The following is an 18,618-nucleotide window of genomic DNA, read 5'->3' on the forward strand; positions in this document are numbered from 1 at the left end:
TAATAAAAGTAGTCAAATAGGTAAAGAGAGGGTACAACAGTGAAGTTTGTGCATTTACAATGTCAAACCGTTTTTAGTTTATTAAAAAGTGCTTGTAAAATTGATGAACTTGTAGTTAGGGCGAAAGAGCTCGGTTATTCATCACTTGCTATTACGGATGAAAATGTTATGTATGGCGTTATTCCGTTTTATAAAGCATGTAAGAAACATGGTATACATCCTATTATCGGCTTAACAGCTTCTATTTTTAGTGAAGAAGAAGAAAAGTCTTATCCGCTTGTCTTACTTGCTGAAAATGAAATAGGTTATCAAAATTTATTAAAGATCTCTAGTAGCATTATGACGAAGTCAAAAGAAGGTATTCCTAAGAAATGGCTTGCACATTATGCGAAAGGATTAATTGCTATTTCACCAGGTAAAGATGGGGAAATCGAACAATTATTATTAGAAGACAAAGAGAGTCAAGCTGAAGAAGTAGCTCGTATGTATCAAAATATGTTCGGCAATTTTTATATGAGTTTACAGCATCATGCGATTCAAGATGAACTGCTTCTGCAAGAGAAATTACCTGTATTTATAAGTAGGATAAATATTCCAGTCGTCGCAACAAACGATGTACGCTACATCAATCAAAGTGACGCACTTGTTCATGAATGCTTATTATCTGTTGAAAGTGGAACGAAAATGACGGATCCAGATAGGCCGAGGCTGAAAACAGATCAATATTATTTAAAATCATCAGATGAAATGGAAGCACTATTTTCTCACGTAGAAGAAGCGATTTATAACACAGTAGAAATTGCAGAACGTTGCAGAGTAGAAATACCGTTTCATGTAAATCAATTACCGAAATTTCCTGTTCCATCTAACGAAACGAATGATATGTATTTACGCCGCGTTTGTGAAGAAGGATTGCAGAAACGTTATGGTACGCCGAAAGAAGTACATATAAAGCGTTTGAATCATGAATTAAACGTGATTTCTAGCATGGGGTTTAGTGATTATTTCCTCATTGTCTGGGATTTTATGAAGTACGCGCATGAAAATCATATTTTAACAGGACCAGGTCGTGGATCAGCGGCTGGCTCACTCGTTTCTTACGTATTAGAAATTACAGATATTGATCCAATTGAATACGATCTATTATTTGAAAGGTTTTTAAACCCCGAACGTGTGACACTTCCAGATATTGATATTGATTTTCCGGATATAAGACGTGATGAGATGATTCGATATGTGAAGGATAAATATGGTCAGCTTCGTGTTGCTCAAATTGTAACGTTCGGGACGCTGGCAGCGAAAGCGGCAATTAGAGATATTGCGCGTGTAATGGGGCTTCCGCCGCGAGATATCGACATATTCTCAAAACTTATCCCATCAAAGCTTGGTATAACGTTAAAAGATGCATATGAGGAATCGCAATCACTCCGTGAGTTTATACAAGGAAACCTTTTGCATGAGCGTGTGTTTGAAATTGCAAAACGTGTAGAAGGCTTACCGCGTCATACGTCTATTCATGCAGCTGGCGTTATTATGAGCCAAGAGCCATTAACCGGAAGTGTTGCAATTCAAGAAGGGCATAACGATGTGTATGTTACGCAATACCCAGCTGATGCATTAGAAGAACTTGGGTTGCTCAAGATGGACTTTTTAGGATTACGGAATTTAACGTTACTTGAAAATATTATAAAGTTTATCGTGCAAAAAACAGGAAAAGAAATCGATATAAGAAATTTACCACTGCAAGATGAAAAGACATTCCAATTGTTAGGTAGAGGGGATACAACAGGTGTATTCCAGCTTGAATCAGGTGGTATGCGAAATGTACTTCGCGGGTTAAAGCCGAATGAATTTGAAGATATTGTTGCTGTTAACTCGTTATATAGACCAGGACCGATGGAGCAAATTCCAACCTTTATTGAATCAAAGCATGGAAAAAGAAAAATTGAATATTTACATCCGGACTTAAAACCGATTTTAGAAAGAACATACGGTGTAATTGTATACCAAGAACAAATTATGCAAATTGCGTCGAAGTTGGCGGGCTTCTCGCTCGGAGAAGCAGATTTATTACGCCGTGCAGTGAGTAAAAAAAATCGTGATATTTTAGATCAGGAACGTAAGCATTTTGTGCAAGGTTGTTTACAAAATGGTTATGACGAGACATCTGCAGAGAAAATTTACGATTTAATTGTAAGATTTGCAAATTACGGCTTTAACCGAAGTCACGCTGTAGCCTACAGTATGATTGGATATCAGCTTGCCTACTTAAAAGCGAATTATACGCTGGAATTTATGACGGCACTATTATCGAGTGCAATTGGAAATGAAGATAAGATTGTGCAGTATATACGCGAAACGAAGCGAAAAGGTTTTCATGTTTTGCCGCCGTCTCTTCAGAGAAGTGGTTACAATTTCCAAATAGAAGGAAATGCGATACGTTACAGCTTACTTTCCATTCGAAACATCGGAATGGCTACAGTGACAGCATTAATCGAAGAACGAGAGAAAAAAATGTTTGAAGATTTATTTGAATTTTGTCTGCGCATGCCATCAAAGTTTGTAACGGAGCGAAATTTAGAGGCGTTCGTCTGGTCTGGATGTTTTGATGATTTTGGTGTTTCGAGAACGAATTTATGGAAAAGTCTTAAAGGAGCGTTAGAGTATGCCAATCTTGCACGTGATTTAGGAGATGCTGTTCCGAAATCAAAATACGTACAAGGAGAAGAGCTCTCTTTTATTGAACAGTTAAATAAAGAGAAGGAAGTACTAGGTTTTTATTTATCAAGCTATCCGACAGCGCAGTATGTGAAGTTAGCGAAAGAATTAGAAATTCCAACTCTCGCTCAGGCGATGCGACATAAGAAAAAAGTACAAAGAGCTATCGTGTACATAACAAGCGTGAGAGTGATTCGTACGAAAAAGTTGCAAAAGATGGCATTTATTACATTTTGTGATCAAAATGATGAAATGGAAGCAGTTCTTTTCCCCGAGACGTATATACATTTCTCAGATAAGTTACAAGAAGGAGCAATTGTTTTAGTTGACGGCATGATTGAGCTTAGAAATCATAAGCTGCAATGGATTGTAAATGGACTATATCCGTTAGAAGAAATGGATGTGTATGAGGGAAAAAAAGATGCGTCTGTTTACGTGAAATTGCCGTCTCAATATGAGAAAAAGCTTTTAAATCAGGTTACTAAAATATTGTTTGACTATTCGGGTTTTGCGAAAGTACTAATTTATTATGAAAAGGAACATAAAATGGTACAATTATCTCGAAGTTTATCGATTCATCCAAGTGAAGAATGTTTAGGAGCACTTCGTGAAATTGTCGGGGAAGAAAATGTGGTTGTGAAAATATAATGGACAATTTCCCTACACTTCGATTATTATAGTAGTAGTGTTCGTGGTCAGACCACTTGGAGAAATTGATATCAGCAAGAATAATTTGAGGAGAGTGGATAGTTTGTCAACACTTCGTGAAGAAGCACTTCACATGCATAAAGTGCATCAAGGAAAATTAGAAACTGTATCAAAAGTAAAAGTAGAAAATGCAAAAGATTTAAGTCTTGCATATTCTCCAGGGGTTGCAGAACCTTGTAAAGAAATTTATGACGATAAAAGTAAGGTATATGAATATACGATGAAGGGAAATATGGTAGCAGTTGTGACTGATGGAACGGCTGTACTTGGTCTTGGTAACATCGGACCAGAAGCATCTCTTCCAGTAATGGAAGGTAAAGCTGTATTATTCAAGAGCTTTGCTGGTGTAGATGCATTCCCAATTGCCTTAAATACAAACGATGTAGATAAAATTGTTGAAACTGTAAAATTAATGGAGCCAACTTTTGGCGGCGTTAACTTAGAGGATATCGCAGCACCAAACTGCTTCATTATTGAAGAACGTTTGAAAAAAGAAACAAATATTCCTATCTTCCATGATGATCAACACGGAACAGCTATCGTAACAGTAGCAGGTCTTGTGAACGCGCTAAAATTAGTTGGAAAGAAAATGTCTGACATTAAAGTTGTCGCAAATGGCGCAGGTGCAGCAGGTATTGCAATTATTAAACTTTTATATCGCTATGGCGTACGCGACATTATTATGTGTGACCGTAAAGGCGCGATCTATGAAGGTCGTCCTACAGGTATGAATCCGGTGAAGGATGAAGTGGCAAAATATACAAATAAGAATCGTATCGAAGGTTCTTTAGCTGATGTTGTACAAGGTGCGGACGTATTCATTGGTGTATCTGCAGAAGGTGCATTAACAGAAGAGATGGTTCGTACAATGAATGACGATGCAATTATTTTTGCAATGGCGAATCCAGTTCCAGAAATTATGCCAGAATTGGCAAAAGCAGCGGGCGCAGCTGTTGTTGGAACGGGTCGTTCTGACTTCGCAAACCAAGTAAATAATGTACTAGCGTTCCCTGGTATTTTCCGCGGTGCACTTGACGTACATGCGACACAAATTAACGAAGAAATGAAGATGGCAGCTGTACAAGCTATTGCTGAGCTTGTAGCAGAAGATGAGTTAAATGCAGACTATATCATTCCAGCACCGTTTGACGCGCGTGTAGCGCCTCAAGTAGCAGCTTACGTTGCGAAAGCTGCAATGGAGACAGGAGTAGCTCGCCGTCAAGTAGATCCAAATGAAGTTGCTGAGAAAACAAAACAATTAGCGCTGATTGGTAAAGAATAAGCGAGGAATTTCCATTGACATCATCAAATACAAAAGTATATCTCGAAATTGTAAAAAAAATCCGTTCCATTATGGAAGAGGATGGATTGGTAGCAGGGGATCGTTTGCCGTCTGAGCGTGAGTTAAGTTCACGTTTAAACGTAGGACGTTCCTCTGTAAGAGAAGCGTTGCGTGCTTTAGAACTTGTAGGATTAATTGAAACGAGACGTGGTGAAGGGACGTTTATTCGAAACTTTTACGATAACGGTCTTGTACAATTGATTGCTCCGTTCTTGCTGCAAGATGAGAAAACAATTCGTGATTTATTACAAACAAAACGATTGCTTGAGAAAGATATGATTCGAATTGTATGTAATTTACCGAAAGAAACGTTTTCTAAAGTGCTAAGTAAATTACATCAAGTGCTTGAAGGAAATGAAAACTCAGTTCCAATGCTTCACCAAACGTTCTTTAAAACACTTATTGAACAAGTCGATAATTATTTACTATATCGCATTTGGATGATCGTAAATGATTACGTATCAACTCTTTCTTGTAAAGTTTCAGGAGATTCTATCGATATGTATAGAAAGCTTTACGCTATTTTGGAAGAAAAACAAGAAAATGATGCACTAAAAATTTACGATGAATTAGTAGAGAATATACAGTTTCACTCGTAATGTATAAAATTTGTCGAAATGACCATGACACGTTATGACAAACATTCTATCGCGTAGCGGTTAAAGTTAAACGTAAAGAGTGAGGTTATTAGACAGATTGAGAAGATAAGGCTAACATCAAACTTTGGTGTTAGCCCAATTTTCTTCTTACGCTAACCTTAGCTCTCAACGAAGGGGGTCAAATTGTGCTAAGAGATTTATTCGTGAAAAAGAAAAAGTACGCTGCAATACCTTCAGAACAAGTACGAAAAGATGTACCAGACGGCGTTATGACAAAATGTCCGAAATGTAAAAAAATCATGTATACGAAAGAGCTTCTAAAAAATTTAAAAGTATGTGTGAATTGTGGATATCATCATCCTATGAATGCATGGGAACGTCTTGATAGTATATTGGACGAAGGGTCATTCCGTGAGTATGACAAAGAAATGGTTTCATTAAATCCACTCGAGTTTCCAGGATATGAAGAGAAACTAGAGAGCGATCGTAAAAAGACTGAATTGAACGAAGCGGTTGTAACTGGTGAAGGAACAATTGATGACATGCTTGTTGTTGTTGCAGTAATGGATTCTCGTTTTCGAATGGGGAGCATGGGCTCTGTTGTAGGAGAAAAAATTGCCCGTGCGGTTGAAAAGGCGTACGACTTACAAGTTCCATTTATTATCTTTACTGCTTCGGGTGGTGCCCGTATGCAAGAAGGGATATTAAGTTTAATGCAAATGGCAAAAACAAGCGTAGCTTTGAAAAAGCATAGTAATGCAGGAGGATTATTTATTTCTGTTATGACTCACCCAACGACGGGCGGGGTTTCAGCGAGTTTCGCTTCACTTGGTGATTATAATCTTGCAGAACCAGGGGCGCTGATCGGATTTGCTGGTAGACGTGTAATTGAACAAACGGTGCGTGAGAAACTACCGGAAGATTTCCAAACGGCAGAATTTTTACTAGAACATGGTCAATTAGATGCGGTGGTACATCGTGATGATATGAGAGAATCGCTTCGTAAGATTTTAGAAGTTCATCAAGGAGGGGAAATGGCTGTATGGCAGAGCTAGAATTTGAGAAACCAGTTGTTGAGCTAAGAAATAAGATTCGTGAACTGAAAGACTATACGAAAAACAGCCAGATGGACTTCAGTGAGGAGATTCGTATTTTGGAAGACAAGCTAGAAAATTTAGAGGAAGATATATACGGTAATATGAAAGTGTGGGACCGTGTTCAAATTGCTCGTCATGCAGAACGACCGACAACGCTCGATTATATTGAGCACTTATTTACTGATTTTTTTGAATGTCATGGAGATCGTCTATTTGGCGATGATGCAGCGATTGTCGGCGGCATTGCGAAGTATAAAGGGATGCCTGTAACTGTAATTGGGCATCAACGCGGAAAAGATACGAAAGAAAATATTCGCCGTAATTTTGGGATGCCTCACCCAGAAGGATATCGAAAAGCATTGCGTTTAATGAAGCAGGCGGAAAAGTTCAACCGTCCAATTATTTGTTTTATTGATACAAAAGGAGCTTATCCTGGTAAAGCTGCTGAAGAACGTGGTCAAAGTGAAGCTATCGCCCGCAATTTATTCGAAATGGCAGGCTTAACGGTGCCTGTTATTTGTATCGTTATCGGCGAAGGTGGTAGTGGTGGTGCACTAGGTCTTGGAGTAGGAGATTACATTCATATGCTAGAAAATTCCACTTATTCTGTTATTACGCCAGAGGGTGCAGCGGCAATTCTTTGGAAAGATGCAGGAAAAGCAAAGGAAGCTGCAGAGGCGATGAGAATTACAGCAGCAGATTTGAAAGAATTAGGTGTAATTGACGAAATTATTCCAGAGACAAAGGGTGGAGCACACCGTAATATTTTGAAACAATCAGAAAATATAGATTTAATGCTAGGGAAAACTTTTGAACAATTAAACGGAATTTCGAAAGATGAATTAATCGAAAAACGTTATGAAAAATATATGAAAATTGGGCAAGTTTCGTTTTCAAACGCTTCCATTTGGATAAAATAAGAAAAGCGTGCGTTCCACTTCGCGAATGCACGTTTTTATTATGAAAAGACACATCTTCTCCATTGTATTTTTATATTTTTTCGTGTTATTTTATTATAAGGCAAATAATCTTTATGAGGTGAGTACAAATGAAACGTATTGGTGTATTAACAAGTGGTGGAGATTCACCTGGTATGAATGCTGCCATTCGTGCAGTTGTTCGTAAAGCGATTTTCCATGATATTGAAGTATATGGTATTTACCATGGATACGCTGGATTAATTTCTGGTCACATTGAAAAATTAGAACTAGGTTCTGTTGGCGATATTATCCACCGCGGTGGTACGAAATTATATACAGCAAGATGTCCTGAGTTTAAAGACCCAGAAGTACGACTAAAAGGTATCGAGCAATTAAAGAAACACGGTATCGAAGGACTTGTTGTTATTGGTGGAGATGGTTCTTACCAAGGCGCTAAAAAATTAACTGAACAAGGATTCCCATGTGTTGGTGTACCAGGTACAATTGACAATGATATCCCTGGAACAGACTTCACAATTGGTTTCGATACAGCTTTAAACACTGTTATTGATGCAATTGATAAAATCCGTGACACAGCTACATCTCATGAACGTACATATGTTATCGAAGTAATGGGACGTCACGCTGGTGATATCGCATTATGGGCTGGTTTAGCTGATGGTGCGGAAACAATCTTAATTCCAGAAGAAGAGTATGACATGGAAGATGTTATCGCTCGTCTAAAGCGCGGTAGTGAACGTGGTAAAAAACACAGTATTATCGTTGTAGCTGAAGGTGTTGGAAGTGCAATTGACATCGGTAAGCACATTGAAGAAGCAACAAACTTTGATACTCGCGTAACTGTATTAGGTCACGTACAACGTGGTGGATCACCAAGTGCACAAGACCGTGTATTAGCAAGCCGTCTTGGTGCAAGAGCAGTTGAATTATTAATTGCTGGTAAAGGTGGACGTTGTGTAGGTATTCAAGATAACAAACTTGTTGATCATGATATTATCGAAGCGTTAGCTCAAAAGCATACAATCGATAAAGATATGTATCAATTATCTAAAGAATTATCCATCTAATCGGCGTAATGTCGGATATTTGGGAACGGTTTCATAATTTTCGGAGGTGCAATATGCGTAAAACTAAAATTGTATGTACTATAGGTCCTGCTAGTGAAAGTATTGAAAAATTAGAGCAATTAATCGAAGCAGGTATGAACGTTGCTCGTTTAAACTTCTCTCATGGTAGCCATGAAGAACACGGCGCTCGTATTAAAAACATTCGTGAAGCTTCAAAGAAAACTGGTAAAACAGTTGGTATCTTACTTGATACAAAAGGTCCAGAAATCCGTACTCACGACTTCGTAGACGGACAAGCTGAGCTTGTAACAGGTGCAGAAGTTGTTATTTCTACTGAGCAAGTATTAGGTACTGCAGAGAAGTTCTCTGTATCTTATGCTGGTCTTTATGACGATGTAAACCCAGGTTCTCGCATTCTAATCGATGATGGTCTTATCGAGCTAGAAGTAATCGAAAAAGCTGACGGAAACATCCGTACAAAAGTTCTTAACAGCGGAACTGTAAAAAATAAAAAAGGTGTTAACGTACCAAACGTAAGCATTAAGCTTCCTGGTATCACTGAAAAAGACGTAAAAGATATCATCTTCGGTATCGAGCAAAAAGTTGATTTCATCGCAGCTTCATTCGTACGTAAAGCAGCTGACGTATTAGAAATCCGTGAATTACTAGAAGAGCATAACGCTCAATACATCCAAATCGTACCAAAAATCGAAAACCAAGAGGGTATCGACAATATCGATTCAATCTTAGAAGTTTCTGACGGTTTAATGGTAGCTCGTGGTGACATGGGTGTAGAAATTCCACCAGAAGAAGTACCATTAGTACAAAAACGTCTAATCAAAAAATGTAACGTGTTAGGTAAACCAGTTATTACTGCAACACAAATGTTAGATTCTATGCAACGTAACCCACGTCCAACTCGTGCGGAAGCAAGTGACGTAGCTAACGCAATCTTCGATGGTACAGACGCAATCATGCTTTCAGGTGAAACAGCTGCTGGACAATACCCAGTAGAAGCAGTAACAATGATGGCTAACATTGCAGTACGTGTTGAAAAATCATTACAATATGAAGATATGTTCAAAAAACGTATTAAAGAGTTCACTCCAACAATTACAGATGCAATTAGCCAATCTGTTGCGCATACAGCACTTGCTCTTGATGTAGCTGCAATCGTAGCTCCAACAGAAAGTGGATATACTGCGAAAATGATCTCTAAATACCGTCCAAAATCTCCAATCGTAGCTGTAACATCTGACGAGCAAGTAGGACGTCGTCTTGCGCTTGTTTGGGGTGTACAAGCATTTATGGCTGAGAAGCGCGCAGCTTCTACTGACGAAATGTTAGATACAGCGATTCAAACAGGTATGGATGCAGGTCTAATCGGACTTGGAGACACTGTAGTAATCACTGCTGGTGTTCCAGTTGCTGAAACTGGTACAACAAACTTAATGAAAATCCACGTTGTTGGTGAAGAAGTTGCTAAAGGACAAGGAATCGGTCGTAAAGCTGCAAAAGGTAAAGTAGTTGTAGCGAAAACAGCTGCTGAAGCTGTAGCGAACGTAAACGAAGGTGATATCCTTGTTACAACAAGCACTGATAAAGATATGATCCCTGCAATCGAAAAAGCTGCTGCTCTAGTTGTAGAAGAAGGCGGTCTAACAAGCCATGCGGCTGTTGTAGGTGTATCAATCGGTATTCCTGTTATCGTTGGTGTAAACGGCGTAACAGCAACTTTAAAAAATGGCCAAGAAGTAACAGTTGATGCAGCACGCGGAATTGTTTATAATGGACATGCGGAAGTGCTATAAGTAATACGGAGAGAAGGATCGGAGTCCTTCTCTTTTTTTTACACAAAAATGAGGTGAAACTAGCTTAAAACGTCTGAAATTGCTTTTGAAAGCTGTTTATTATGAAGTTTGATGGGAAAGTGCATTCGACTTTTATATGGTGTATATGGACGTTGTGAGGGTGTTTGAAGTGATGGGATATGAAAGGAGTGTAGAACTATGAAGTGGTTACTATTCTTGTTTATATTAATACCGGCGATTGAGATTACAGTCTTAATTGGATCGAGTCATGTAATAGGTTTGTGGTCTACGTTCGCTATGATCGTATTTACAGGTGTTGTAGGTGTATATTTGGCGAAAAGACAAGGGTTTAAAGTACTTGGAGAGATTCAATCTAAGTTGAATAGAGGAGAAATGCCAGGAGCAGCGGTTTTAGATGGTATTTTTATCTTTGTAGGAGGTATTCTTTTGGTGCTTCCTGGATATGTAACGGATATAATAGGTTTCATCTTTGTTGTCCCTATGACGAGGGCTGTATTGAAGCCGTTTGTTATGAAGTGGATGGAATGGAAGTTTAGAAAAAACTCAACTATTATTGTGCAGAAATAGTGCTTAGATTATAGCGATCTAAGCACTATTTTTTTGTCTGTAAAAGGATGAGAGGGTGGTTAAAGTTCAGTTAATGAAAGATGTGTTTTAACATGCGGCGAATGTGACAGTTAATAATCGATGGGGATAGAATCCTTGTAGATTAAAGTTTCACTTTATTGTATTTGTTGTGTGTTTTTTTCGATTGGATATGTGATTTGGGGAGTTGTTAGCTCTGAATTAGTGTGTTTAAAATGGGAATCTGAACTTAAGATTGTTTTTGTATGTAAAAAAGAATGAATTGGAATGAAAAAAGTTAAATAAGAATAGGCAAACGGTCAGTTTAAGTCTCATTTTATGCCATTTTGTATATTTATTCATTTACATAAAAAGTAATAAATGTAAGTAATAATTATAATGATAATGGAATAAATATGTAAAAACGCTACGAAATATGCGTTTTTTATGCAAAAAAACAAGAGAATTATCTTTTTTGAGTGCAATTCTCTTGTTTTATGTAATGAGTATGAAAAATAAGTACAAGGAATAATCAGTGGGAAATTCCCACTGATTACATGTAAGTTTTTTTGTTGTGTATGAATTAGAAACTATTATTTTGAAGGTGAGCCTTTAATATATTTCCACAAATCATGAAATACACGAGCTTTGTGTAATGTATTAAGTAGTACTAAGGTGACTGGACCGATGATTAATCCTAAGAAGCCAAAGAGCTTAAAGCCGACAAATAGAGCAATCAGTGTTGCTAATGGATCAAGGCCGATATTAGATGAAAGTACCTTTGGCTCCATAATCTGTCTTTGGACAATCACGACGATGTATAAAATGAGAAGACCGATGGCGAAAGCAGTGTCGCCAGTGAAAAATACGTATATAACCCAAGGAACGAAGACAGCTCCTGTTCCTAAATACGGGAGTAAATCTACAACCCCTGTAATAATCGCGATAGTAATGGCGTATGGTACGCGTAATATTAAAAGTCCGATTAATACAATAACAGTTGTCATAGATACGAGTGTAAGTTGTGCTTTAACAAAACCGAATAAAGCTTTTCTTAAATCCACAAAAATAGTTTTTCCATAGCCATGAACACGGTTGGGCAAAAACTTTCTTACCTTCTGAGCAAGACGATGCCAATCGTAACTAATGAAGAAAGTGGCTAATAAAACGAAAACAAGTACAGTTAAAGTAGTTGGTAGTGCACTAATAAAATTTGTTAACCCGCTTATAATAGCGGTTAAAAGTTCTTTCATTTGCGTCGTTGCTTCAGTTCCTAAGTTTTGAATGTTTTGTGTAATCGTATAGCGCTGTGGTTCCCCAAGATGATTAAATTTAGAAATTAAATCATCATAGAGAGGCATAATATGATTAAGTGCAAACTGCTGAGCGAATGCAACGATATCCGGAAATTTTACTGTAACAAGTTGTAGTAAGTATGTTGTAGCAGATATTGCTTCTGTTACAAGGTATGTAACGAGTCCGACGATAGCTCCAAATACGAGAATTAAGCTAACGAGTACTGCGAGTGCGCGAGGAAATTGTAGTTTTTGATTAAGGAAATTGACGACAGGATTAATCAAATAAGCAAATGCGAAAGCGATAATAAAAGGATAGATAAGTCCTGACATATATAGTAATGCATAGAACCCGGCTACCGTAGCTACAATGACAAATATGAGTCGCAATATCATATATAGTAAGTTTCGATTCAAAGATGTATACCTCCCATTCCAATTTGGATTATCCTAATTCGTTCAACTTATAACGAGTGTGCCCCACTGATTAAAGTTTCACTTTATGTTATAGTGGAATGATGGATTTTTCCTGCTTTTTCAGTACGTGAGTGACTGTGAAAGCTTGGTGTTGATGCTTCTACTATATGGTAAAAACTTCATTTTCTCTTCTTTTTATTTTACCTGTTTCTAATTAGAAAAGAAAGGAGAGACGCTCGTTTTTTAAAATGTATACATGCTTACATTTGTATGGTGAAAGTCTCAGTTTTTCATTTTAAAATGCATAAAAAATGAAGTGATTCATGTTGGATAGGCATCGATATAGCATGTATAACGATAGGTTTAAAGGTATTTTTGTTTGGAAATGAGTTCATTATTTTCAGAAAGGAAGTGCAAACATGATTAGTCAGTCAACGTTATTTTTATTCATACTACTTATTATAGGACTTATTGCGAAAAACCAATCGCTTACTGTAGCTATTGGTGTGTTATTTCTATTGAAATTTACGTTTCTAGGAGATAAAGTCTTCCCTTATCTACAAACGAAAGGGATTAACCTCGGTGTTACGGTTATTACAATAGCAGTACTCGTACCGATTGCAACGGGGGAAATAGGTTTTAAACAACTTGGGGAAGCAGCGAAATCGTATTATGCATGGATTGCTTTAGCTTCAGGGGTAGCAGTTGCTCTGTTAGCGAAAGGTGGCGTACAATTATTAACGACAGATCCTCATATTACAACTGCACTCGTTTTCGGGACAATTATAGCAGTTGCTTTATTTAATGGGGTCGCTGTAGGTCCATTAATTGGGGCTGGAATTGCCTATGCAGTTATGAGTATTATACAGATGTTTAAATAAAGAATTTTATAGTAATATAAAATTTTTGAATTCTTTCTGTTCACAAAAGTCAGATAATTGTTTATAATAGGATTAGAAACTTTGAAAAGTTACATAACAGCAGAGACTTTACACCAGATAAAATAAAAACAACATAAAACAATTTTATAATGGTATTGCTTTATGTTGTTTTTATCATAAAACTCTTCGGAATTCATTTTCCTCACTAACTTGTTGTTTTGAGCGTGAGGATTCGGGGAGACATTCACGCTCATGCTTTCCATGTAAACAATGGACAATAAGAGGGGAACATCGCAACAAATTTGCATGATCGTGCATTTTGCTTGCCTAAAGAGTGAACGGGCGTTCATAATTCAAAAGGGGAGCAAATAGATATAAGGAGCAAGGTTGGGAGAATTTTCAGGAAAAGGAGAGAATGTCATGACTGTTATTCGAGGTTTAGAAGGGGTAGTAGCAACAACATCATCTGTGAGCTCTATTATTGATGATACATTAACTTATGTTGGGTATAATATTGATGATTTAGCTGAGAATGCTACATTTGAAGAAGTAGTGTACTTATTATGGCATCGCAAGCTTCCTAACGAGCAAGAACTAGCGGAATTTAAGGAGATTGTATCGGAATACTATAAAGTTCCAGGTGAGATTTTAGCATATTTGAAACAAGTAGATTTAAAAATCGCACATCCGATGTCTGTTTTACGAACTGCAATTTCCATGCTATCATTATACGATGAGAGCGCTGAAATTATGGATGAAAAGTCCAATTATTTGAAAGCGGTTAAATTACAGGCTCAAGTAGGAACTTTAGTTGCTGCTTACGCAAGAATCCGTAAAGGCTTAGATGTTGTTGAGCCTAGAAATGATTTATCATTAGCTGCAAACTTCTTGTACATGTTAAATGATCGCGAGCCAAATGAAGTTGAAATTGAAGCTTTTGATAAGGCGCTTGTACTTCACGCAGATCATGAGTTAAACGCTTCTACATTTACTGCACGCGTTTGTGTAGCTACACTTTCAGATGTATATTCTGGTATTACAGCAGCAATCGGTGCGTTAAAAGGTCCTCTTCACGGCGGGGCAAATGAAAATGTAATGAAGATGTTAACTGAAATTGGCGAAGAAGAAAATGTAGAATCATATATTCATAATGCTCTTCAAAATAAAGTGAAAATTATGGGCTTTGGCCACCGTGTATATGAGCATGGTGATCCACGTGCAAAACATTTACGCGAAATGTCTAAGAGATTATGCGTGCTTTTAGGAGAAGAGAAATGGTATAATATGTCTATCAAAATTGAAGACATTGTAACAAAAGAAAAAGGTCTTCCACCAAATGTTGATTTCTATTCAGCTTCTGTATACCATTGTTTAGGAATTGACCATGACTTATTTACACCTATTTTTGCAATTAGCCGTATGTCAGGCTGGTTAGCTCATATTCTAGAACAATATGAAAATAACCGTTTAATCCGTCCGCGTGCTGATTATAATGGACCAACACATCAAGTTTATGTTCCGATTGCACAACGATAAGCGAATAACACTATTTTGATAGTGAAAAATACGCTTTCAAAAGTCTGATTTTTTCGGAAAGATGTAATGATTAGAATATTTTAATTTGAATAACGGTTTGAACTGAGGGGTTATTCCCTCAGTTTCATACATATGAAATTTCAAACATGGGGGTTATCACATTGACGACAGGTGAAAAAATTACTGTAACTAATGGTGTTATGAATGTACCAAACAATCCGATTATTCCATTTATTGAAGGAGATGGAATTGGTCCTGATATTTGGGCAGCTGCATCTCGTGTACTAGAAGCAGCAGTTGAAAAAGCTTATGATGGTGAGAAGAAAATCGTTTGGAAAGAAGTGCTTGCAGGGGAAAAAGCATTCAACCAAACAGGCGAGTGGTTACCAGAAGAAACTTTAAATTTAATTCGTGAATATTTAATCGCGATTAAAGGTCCACTTACAACTCCAGTTGGCGGTGGTATTCGTTCTCTAAACGTAGCACTTCGTCAAGAATTAGATTTATATGTATGTCTACGTCCAGTTCGTTATTTTGAAGGTGTTCCTTCACCTGTAAAGCGTCCGGAAGATACTGATATGGTTATTTTCCGTGAAAATACAGAAGACATTTATGCTGGAATTGAATATGCGCAAGGATCTCCAGAAGCAGAAAAAGTTCTTACTTTCTTAAAAGAAGCAATGGGTGTGAATAAAATTCGCTTCCCAGAAACATCTGGTATTGGTATTAAGCCAATCTCAGAAGAAGGGACAAAGCGTCTTGTTCGTGCTGCAATTCAATATGCAATTAACGAAAAACGCTCTTCTGTTACATTAGTTCATAAAGGAAACATTATGAAATTTACAGAAGGTGCTTTCAAAAACTGGGGTTACGAAGTAGCGGAACAAGAATTCGGCGACAAAGTATTTACTTGGGCTGAATATGATCGTATCGTTGAGAAAGATGGAAAAGATGCAGCGAATAAAGCGATGGCAGACGCTGAAGTGGCTGGAAAAATCATCGTAAAAGATTCTATTGCAGACATCTTCTTACAACAAATTTTAACTCGTCCACGTGAGTTTGATGTTGTTGCAACAATGAACTTAAACGGAGACTACATCTCTGATGCACTTGCTGCACAAGTAGGTGGAATTGGTATTGCACCTGGTGCAAACATTAACTATGTGACTGGACATGCTATCTTTGAAGCTACGCACGGTACAGCTCCAAAATATGCAGGTTTAGATAAAGTAAACCCATCTTCAGTTCTTCTTTCTGGTGTATTATTATTAGAGCACTTAGGATGGAACGAAGCTGCGAAATTAGTAACTGCTTCAGTTGAGAAAACAATTGCTTCAAAAGTAGTGACTTATGATTTCGCACGCTTAATGGAAGGTGCAACAGAAGTGAAATGTTCTGAGTTCGCTAATGAACTTATTAAAAACATGGATGTAGCGATAATCAAAAACGCATAATTAAAGCGGGGGGTAAATTATGACAATCAAACGCAAGAAAATTTCAGTCATCGGTGCAGGATTTACAGGAGCAACAACAGCATTCTTATTAGCACAAAAAGAACTTGCAGATGTTGTATTAGTGGACATTCCACAACTGGAAAATCCAACAAAAGGGAAAGCGTTAGATATGTTAGAAGCGAGCCCAGTACAAGGTTTTGATGCTAACATTATTGGAACATCTGATTACGCAGATACTGCTGATTCTGACGTTGTTGTGATTACAGCAGGTATTGCGCGTAAGCCTGGTATGAGCCGTGATGACTTAGTAGCAACAAACTCTAAAATTATGAAAAGTATTACGCGCGACATTGCAAAACATTCACCAAATGCAATTATTGTTGTATTAACAAATCCAGTTGATGCAATGACATATTCTGTATTTAAAGAAGCGGGATTCCCGAAAGAGCGTGTTATCGGTCAATCGGGCGTATTAGATACAGCTCGTTTCCGTACATTCATCGCTCAAGAATTAAATCTTTCTGTAAAAGACATTACAGGATTTGTTCTTGGTGGACACGGCGACGATATGGTACCTCTTGTACGTTATTCTTATGCAGGTGGCATTCCGTTAGAAACGTTAATTCCGAAAGAGCGTTTAGAAGCAATCGTAGAACGTACTCGTAAAGGTGGCGGTGAGATTGTAGGCTTATTAGGAAACGGTAGTGCATATTACGCACCAGCTGCTTCTTTAGTTGAAATGACAGAAGCAATCTTAAAAGATCAACGCCGTGTATTACCGGCTATTGCGTACCTTGAAGGTGAATATGGTTATAGCGATCTTTACTTAGGGGTACCAGTAATTCTAGGTGGTAACGGAATTGAAAAAATTATTGAATTAGAACTTCTTACAGATGAAAAAGAGGCGTTAGATCGCTCTGTAGAATCTGTACGTAACGTTATGAAAGTTCTTGTTTAATAATGAAATAGAAGTAGAAAAAGATTCGGGGCCCCGAATCTTTTTCTACTATTTATACAAATGTTTTTTTGAAATAACATGAAAACGCTATCATTTGTAATATCCTATAATGAAACTGTAGATTTATACTATACATTGCCCTCATCATAGTAAATTTCGGATCAGGTATCGCTTTTCGTAGGATAATAAGGTGAAAAAATCGGAGGGGGTTGTAACATGTTAAAGAAAAAAGTTCAAATCGGTCGTAAAATGGATGAAATTACAGTAGGAGAGAAATTATCTATCACTGAAAAAATTGAGGATAAAGATTTGTTATTGTACTTAGGGTTAACAAATGATGCCAATCCATTATATATTCAGCATGATTACGCATCCCAAACTCCGTATGAAAAGCCGATTGTACCAAGCATTATGCTAACTGGAATGATTACAACGGCAGTTACGAAATATTTACCAGGTCCAGGTAGTCATATTACGAGAAAGGACCTTACGTTCGTGAAGCATGTTCACCATTATGAAACGTTACAAATCCACTTTGAAGTAGTGGCTGTTTCTGAGGAGGAACATACAATTGATATGCTTGTATCTGCTCATGATGAAAAAGGAGAAACGGTTGTAAAAGGTTCCTTAACAGTAACGCCTCCTTTCAAATCAGTTTCTATTATGGAGAAAGCATTAGATAATTTTTAAAACATGAAAATATGAATAGCGCTAGCATACCTTTCATAAAGGAGCTAGCGCTATTTTTAATTGAAGAATCCTTCAGTAAATCCTTGAGCGAAATCTGAACAACCTGTTTTAATTGTATCCCAGCTTGGGGCGTTGAATGTAAGAATACACGTTACTATTAAAGATAGAATAGGTAGTACTAGTCGCATAATAGACCTCCATACTGTTTGTATCTATATATTTAAATTTATAATATACAGATTGTTAATGTAAGTCAATGGAAGGAGTGATCTTTAAGGTGAGATGGAAAAGAGAAGACGTTATCTTTGAAACGATAAGAGAAGCTGAAGTGTGGGCGGACGGGGTTGCGAATGAAATGCATGGAAGAGTATTTGATGGGTATGAAACACTAGATTATAAAATAGCGTACGCTCTATCTTTTTTCTTAGCGCAAAGTCGAGAATATCATATTCATACGAGTATTGAATTTAATAAAGATATAGAAGTGTATAAAGTATGGATCACTACAAGTTAATTGCG

16 protein-coding genes are annotated in these 18,618 nt (G+C 37.3%); 14 read left to right on the forward strand and 2 right to left on the reverse strand.

Annotation, left to right across the window (positions count from 1 at the left end; all coding sequences use genetic code 11):
* Positions 1-39: 39 nt before the first annotated feature.
* The 8 genes from dnaE to LMD38_RS03940 all read left to right on the forward strand — a co-directional run bounded on the left by dnaE (position 40) and on the right by LMD38_RS03940 (position 10,871).
* Positions 40-3,366: a DNA polymerase III subunit alpha gene (gene dnaE / locus LMD38_RS03905; RefSeq protein WP_016718648.1), complete on the forward strand. Its 3,327-nt coding sequence runs from the start codon at positions 40-42 to the stop codon at positions 3,364-3,366.
* Positions 3,367-3,499: 133 nt separating this feature from the next.
* Positions 3,500-4,708 carry an NADP-dependent malic enzyme gene (locus LMD38_RS03910; RefSeq protein ID WP_011199012.1) on the forward strand — a complete coding sequence of 403 codons (1,209 nt, stop codon included), beginning with the start codon at positions 3,500-3,502 and terminating at the stop codon, positions 4,706-4,708.
* 14 nt (positions 4,709-4,722) lie between these two features.
* Entirely contained in the window at positions 4,723-5,367 is a 645-nt protein-coding gene (locus LMD38_RS03915; RefSeq protein WP_000204442.1) for a FadR/GntR family transcriptional regulator, read from the forward strand.
* Between the two features lie 185 nt (positions 5,368-5,552).
* Positions 5,553-6,422 (forward strand): acetyl-CoA carboxylase, carboxyltransferase subunit beta, encoded by an 870-nt coding sequence (accD, locus tag LMD38_RS03920; RefSeq protein ID WP_000942865.1) that lies wholly within the window; start codon positions 5,553-5,555, stop codon positions 6,420-6,422.
* Positions 6,410-7,384 (forward strand): acetyl-CoA carboxylase carboxyl transferase subunit alpha, encoded by a 975-nt coding sequence (accA, locus tag LMD38_RS03925; protein WP_000818797.1) that lies wholly within the window; start codon positions 6,410-6,412, stop codon positions 7,382-7,384. Before accD ends, accA begins: the two co-directional genes overlap by 13 nt.
* A 128-nt stretch (positions 7,385-7,512) precedes the next feature.
* Positions 7,513-8,472: a 6-phosphofructokinase gene (gene pfkA, locus LMD38_RS03930; RefSeq protein ID WP_000821163.1), complete on the forward strand. Its 960-nt coding sequence runs from the start codon at positions 7,513-7,515 to the stop codon at positions 8,470-8,472.
* Positions 8,473-8,525: 53 nt separating this feature from the next.
* Positions 8,526-10,283, forward strand: coding sequence for a pyruvate kinase (gene pyk, locus LMD38_RS03935; RefSeq protein ID WP_001232661.1), 1,758 nt, complete (start codon positions 8,526-8,528; stop codon positions 10,281-10,283).
* Between the two features lie 198 nt (positions 10,284-10,481).
* Complete coding sequence (locus LMD38_RS03940; RefSeq protein ID WP_062821909.1) at positions 10,482-10,871, forward strand: FxsA family protein; 390 nt, start codon at positions 10,482-10,484, stop codon at positions 10,869-10,871.
* 590 nt (positions 10,872-11,461) lie between these two features.
* Here LMD38_RS03940 and ytvI read toward each other — a convergent pair.
* Positions 11,462-12,580: a sporulation integral membrane protein YtvI gene (gene ytvI / locus LMD38_RS03945; protein WP_001081377.1), complete on the reverse strand. Its 1,119-nt coding sequence runs from the start codon at positions 12,578-12,580 to the stop codon at positions 11,462-11,464.
* Positions 12,581-12,999: 419 nt separating this feature from the next.
* Between ytvI and LMD38_RS03950 the strand changes: the two genes are divergently transcribed.
* The 5 genes from LMD38_RS03950 (at position 13,000) to LMD38_RS03970 (ending at position 18,099) form a co-directional block, all read left to right on the forward strand.
* A complete protein-coding gene (locus tag LMD38_RS03950) occupies positions 13,000-13,461 on the forward strand; it encodes a DUF441 domain-containing protein (RefSeq protein WP_000625507.1) in 462 nt (153 codons plus the stop codon).
* Between the two features lie 387 nt (positions 13,462-13,848).
* On the forward strand, positions 13,849-14,997 hold the full coding sequence (gene citZ, locus LMD38_RS03955) for a citrate synthase (protein ID WP_000503657.1): 1,149 nt from the start codon (positions 13,849-13,851) through the stop codon (positions 14,995-14,997).
* A gap of 161 nt (positions 14,998-15,158) precedes the next feature.
* On the forward strand, positions 15,159-16,451 hold the full coding sequence (gene icd, locus LMD38_RS03960) for an NADP-dependent isocitrate dehydrogenase (RefSeq protein WP_000206903.1): 1,293 nt from the start codon (positions 15,159-15,161) through the stop codon (positions 16,449-16,451).
* Between the two features lie 19 nt (positions 16,452-16,470).
* Positions 16,471-17,409 (forward strand): malate dehydrogenase, encoded by a 939-nt coding sequence (mdh, locus tag LMD38_RS03965; RefSeq protein ID WP_016718645.1) that lies wholly within the window; start codon positions 16,471-16,473, stop codon positions 17,407-17,409.
* Between the two features lie 216 nt (positions 17,410-17,625).
* A complete protein-coding gene (locus LMD38_RS03970) occupies positions 17,626-18,099 on the forward strand; it encodes a MaoC family dehydratase (RefSeq protein ID WP_000914180.1) in 474 nt (157 codons plus the stop codon).
* Positions 18,100-18,155: 56 nt separating this feature from the next.
* Here the strand turns inward: LMD38_RS03970 and LMD38_RS28590 are convergent, their stop codons facing one another.
* Entirely contained in the window at positions 18,156-18,287 is a 132-nt protein-coding gene (locus tag LMD38_RS28590) for a hypothetical protein (protein WP_016718644.1), read from the reverse strand.
* Positions 18,288-18,376: 89 nt separating this feature from the next.
* Here LMD38_RS28590 and LMD38_RS03975 point away from each other — a divergent pair, with 89 nt between their 5' ends.
* Positions 18,377-18,613 (forward strand): hypothetical protein, encoded by a 237-nt coding sequence (locus tag LMD38_RS03975; protein ID WP_001267377.1) that lies wholly within the window; start codon positions 18,377-18,379, stop codon positions 18,611-18,613.
* Positions 18,614-18,618 lie beyond the last annotated feature (5 nt).

The sequence above is a fragment of the Bacillus pacificus genome, assembly GCF_020861345.1.
Classification (GTDB): domain Bacteria; phylum Bacillota; class Bacilli; order Bacillales; family Bacillaceae_G; genus Bacillus_A; species Bacillus_A pacificus.

Coding starts and splice junctions, on each gene's coding strand:
- LMD38_RS03910 (WP_011199012.1), top strand. CDS start 3,500: ATGCATAAAGTGCATCAAGGAAAATTAGAAACTGTATCAAAAGTAAAA.
- accA (WP_000818797.1), top strand. CDS start 6,410: ATGGCAGAGCTAGAATTTGAGAAACCAGTTGTTGAGCTAAGAAATAAG.
- pfkA (WP_000821163.1), top strand. CDS start 7,513: ATGAAACGTATTGGTGTATTAACAAGTGGTGGAGATTCACCTGGTATG.
- pyk (WP_001232661.1), top strand. CDS start 8,526: ATGCGTAAAACTAAAATTGTATGTACTATAGGTCCTGCTAGTGAAAGT.
- LMD38_RS03940 (WP_062821909.1), top strand. CDS start 10,482: ATGAAGTGGTTACTATTCTTGTTTATATTAATACCGGCGATTGAGATT.
- LMD38_RS03950 (WP_000625507.1), top strand. CDS start 13,000: ATGATTAGTCAGTCAACGTTATTTTTATTCATACTACTTATTATAGGA.
- mdh (WP_016718645.1), top strand. CDS start 16,471: ATGACAATCAAACGCAAGAAAATTTCAGTCATCGGTGCAGGATTTACA.
- LMD38_RS03970 (WP_000914180.1), top strand. CDS start 17,626: ATGTTAAAGAAAAAAGTTCAAATCGGTCGTAAAATGGATGAAATTACA.
- LMD38_RS28590 (WP_016718644.1), bottom strand. CDS start 18,287: ATGCGACTAGTACTACCTATTCTATCTTTAATAGTAACGTGTATTCTT.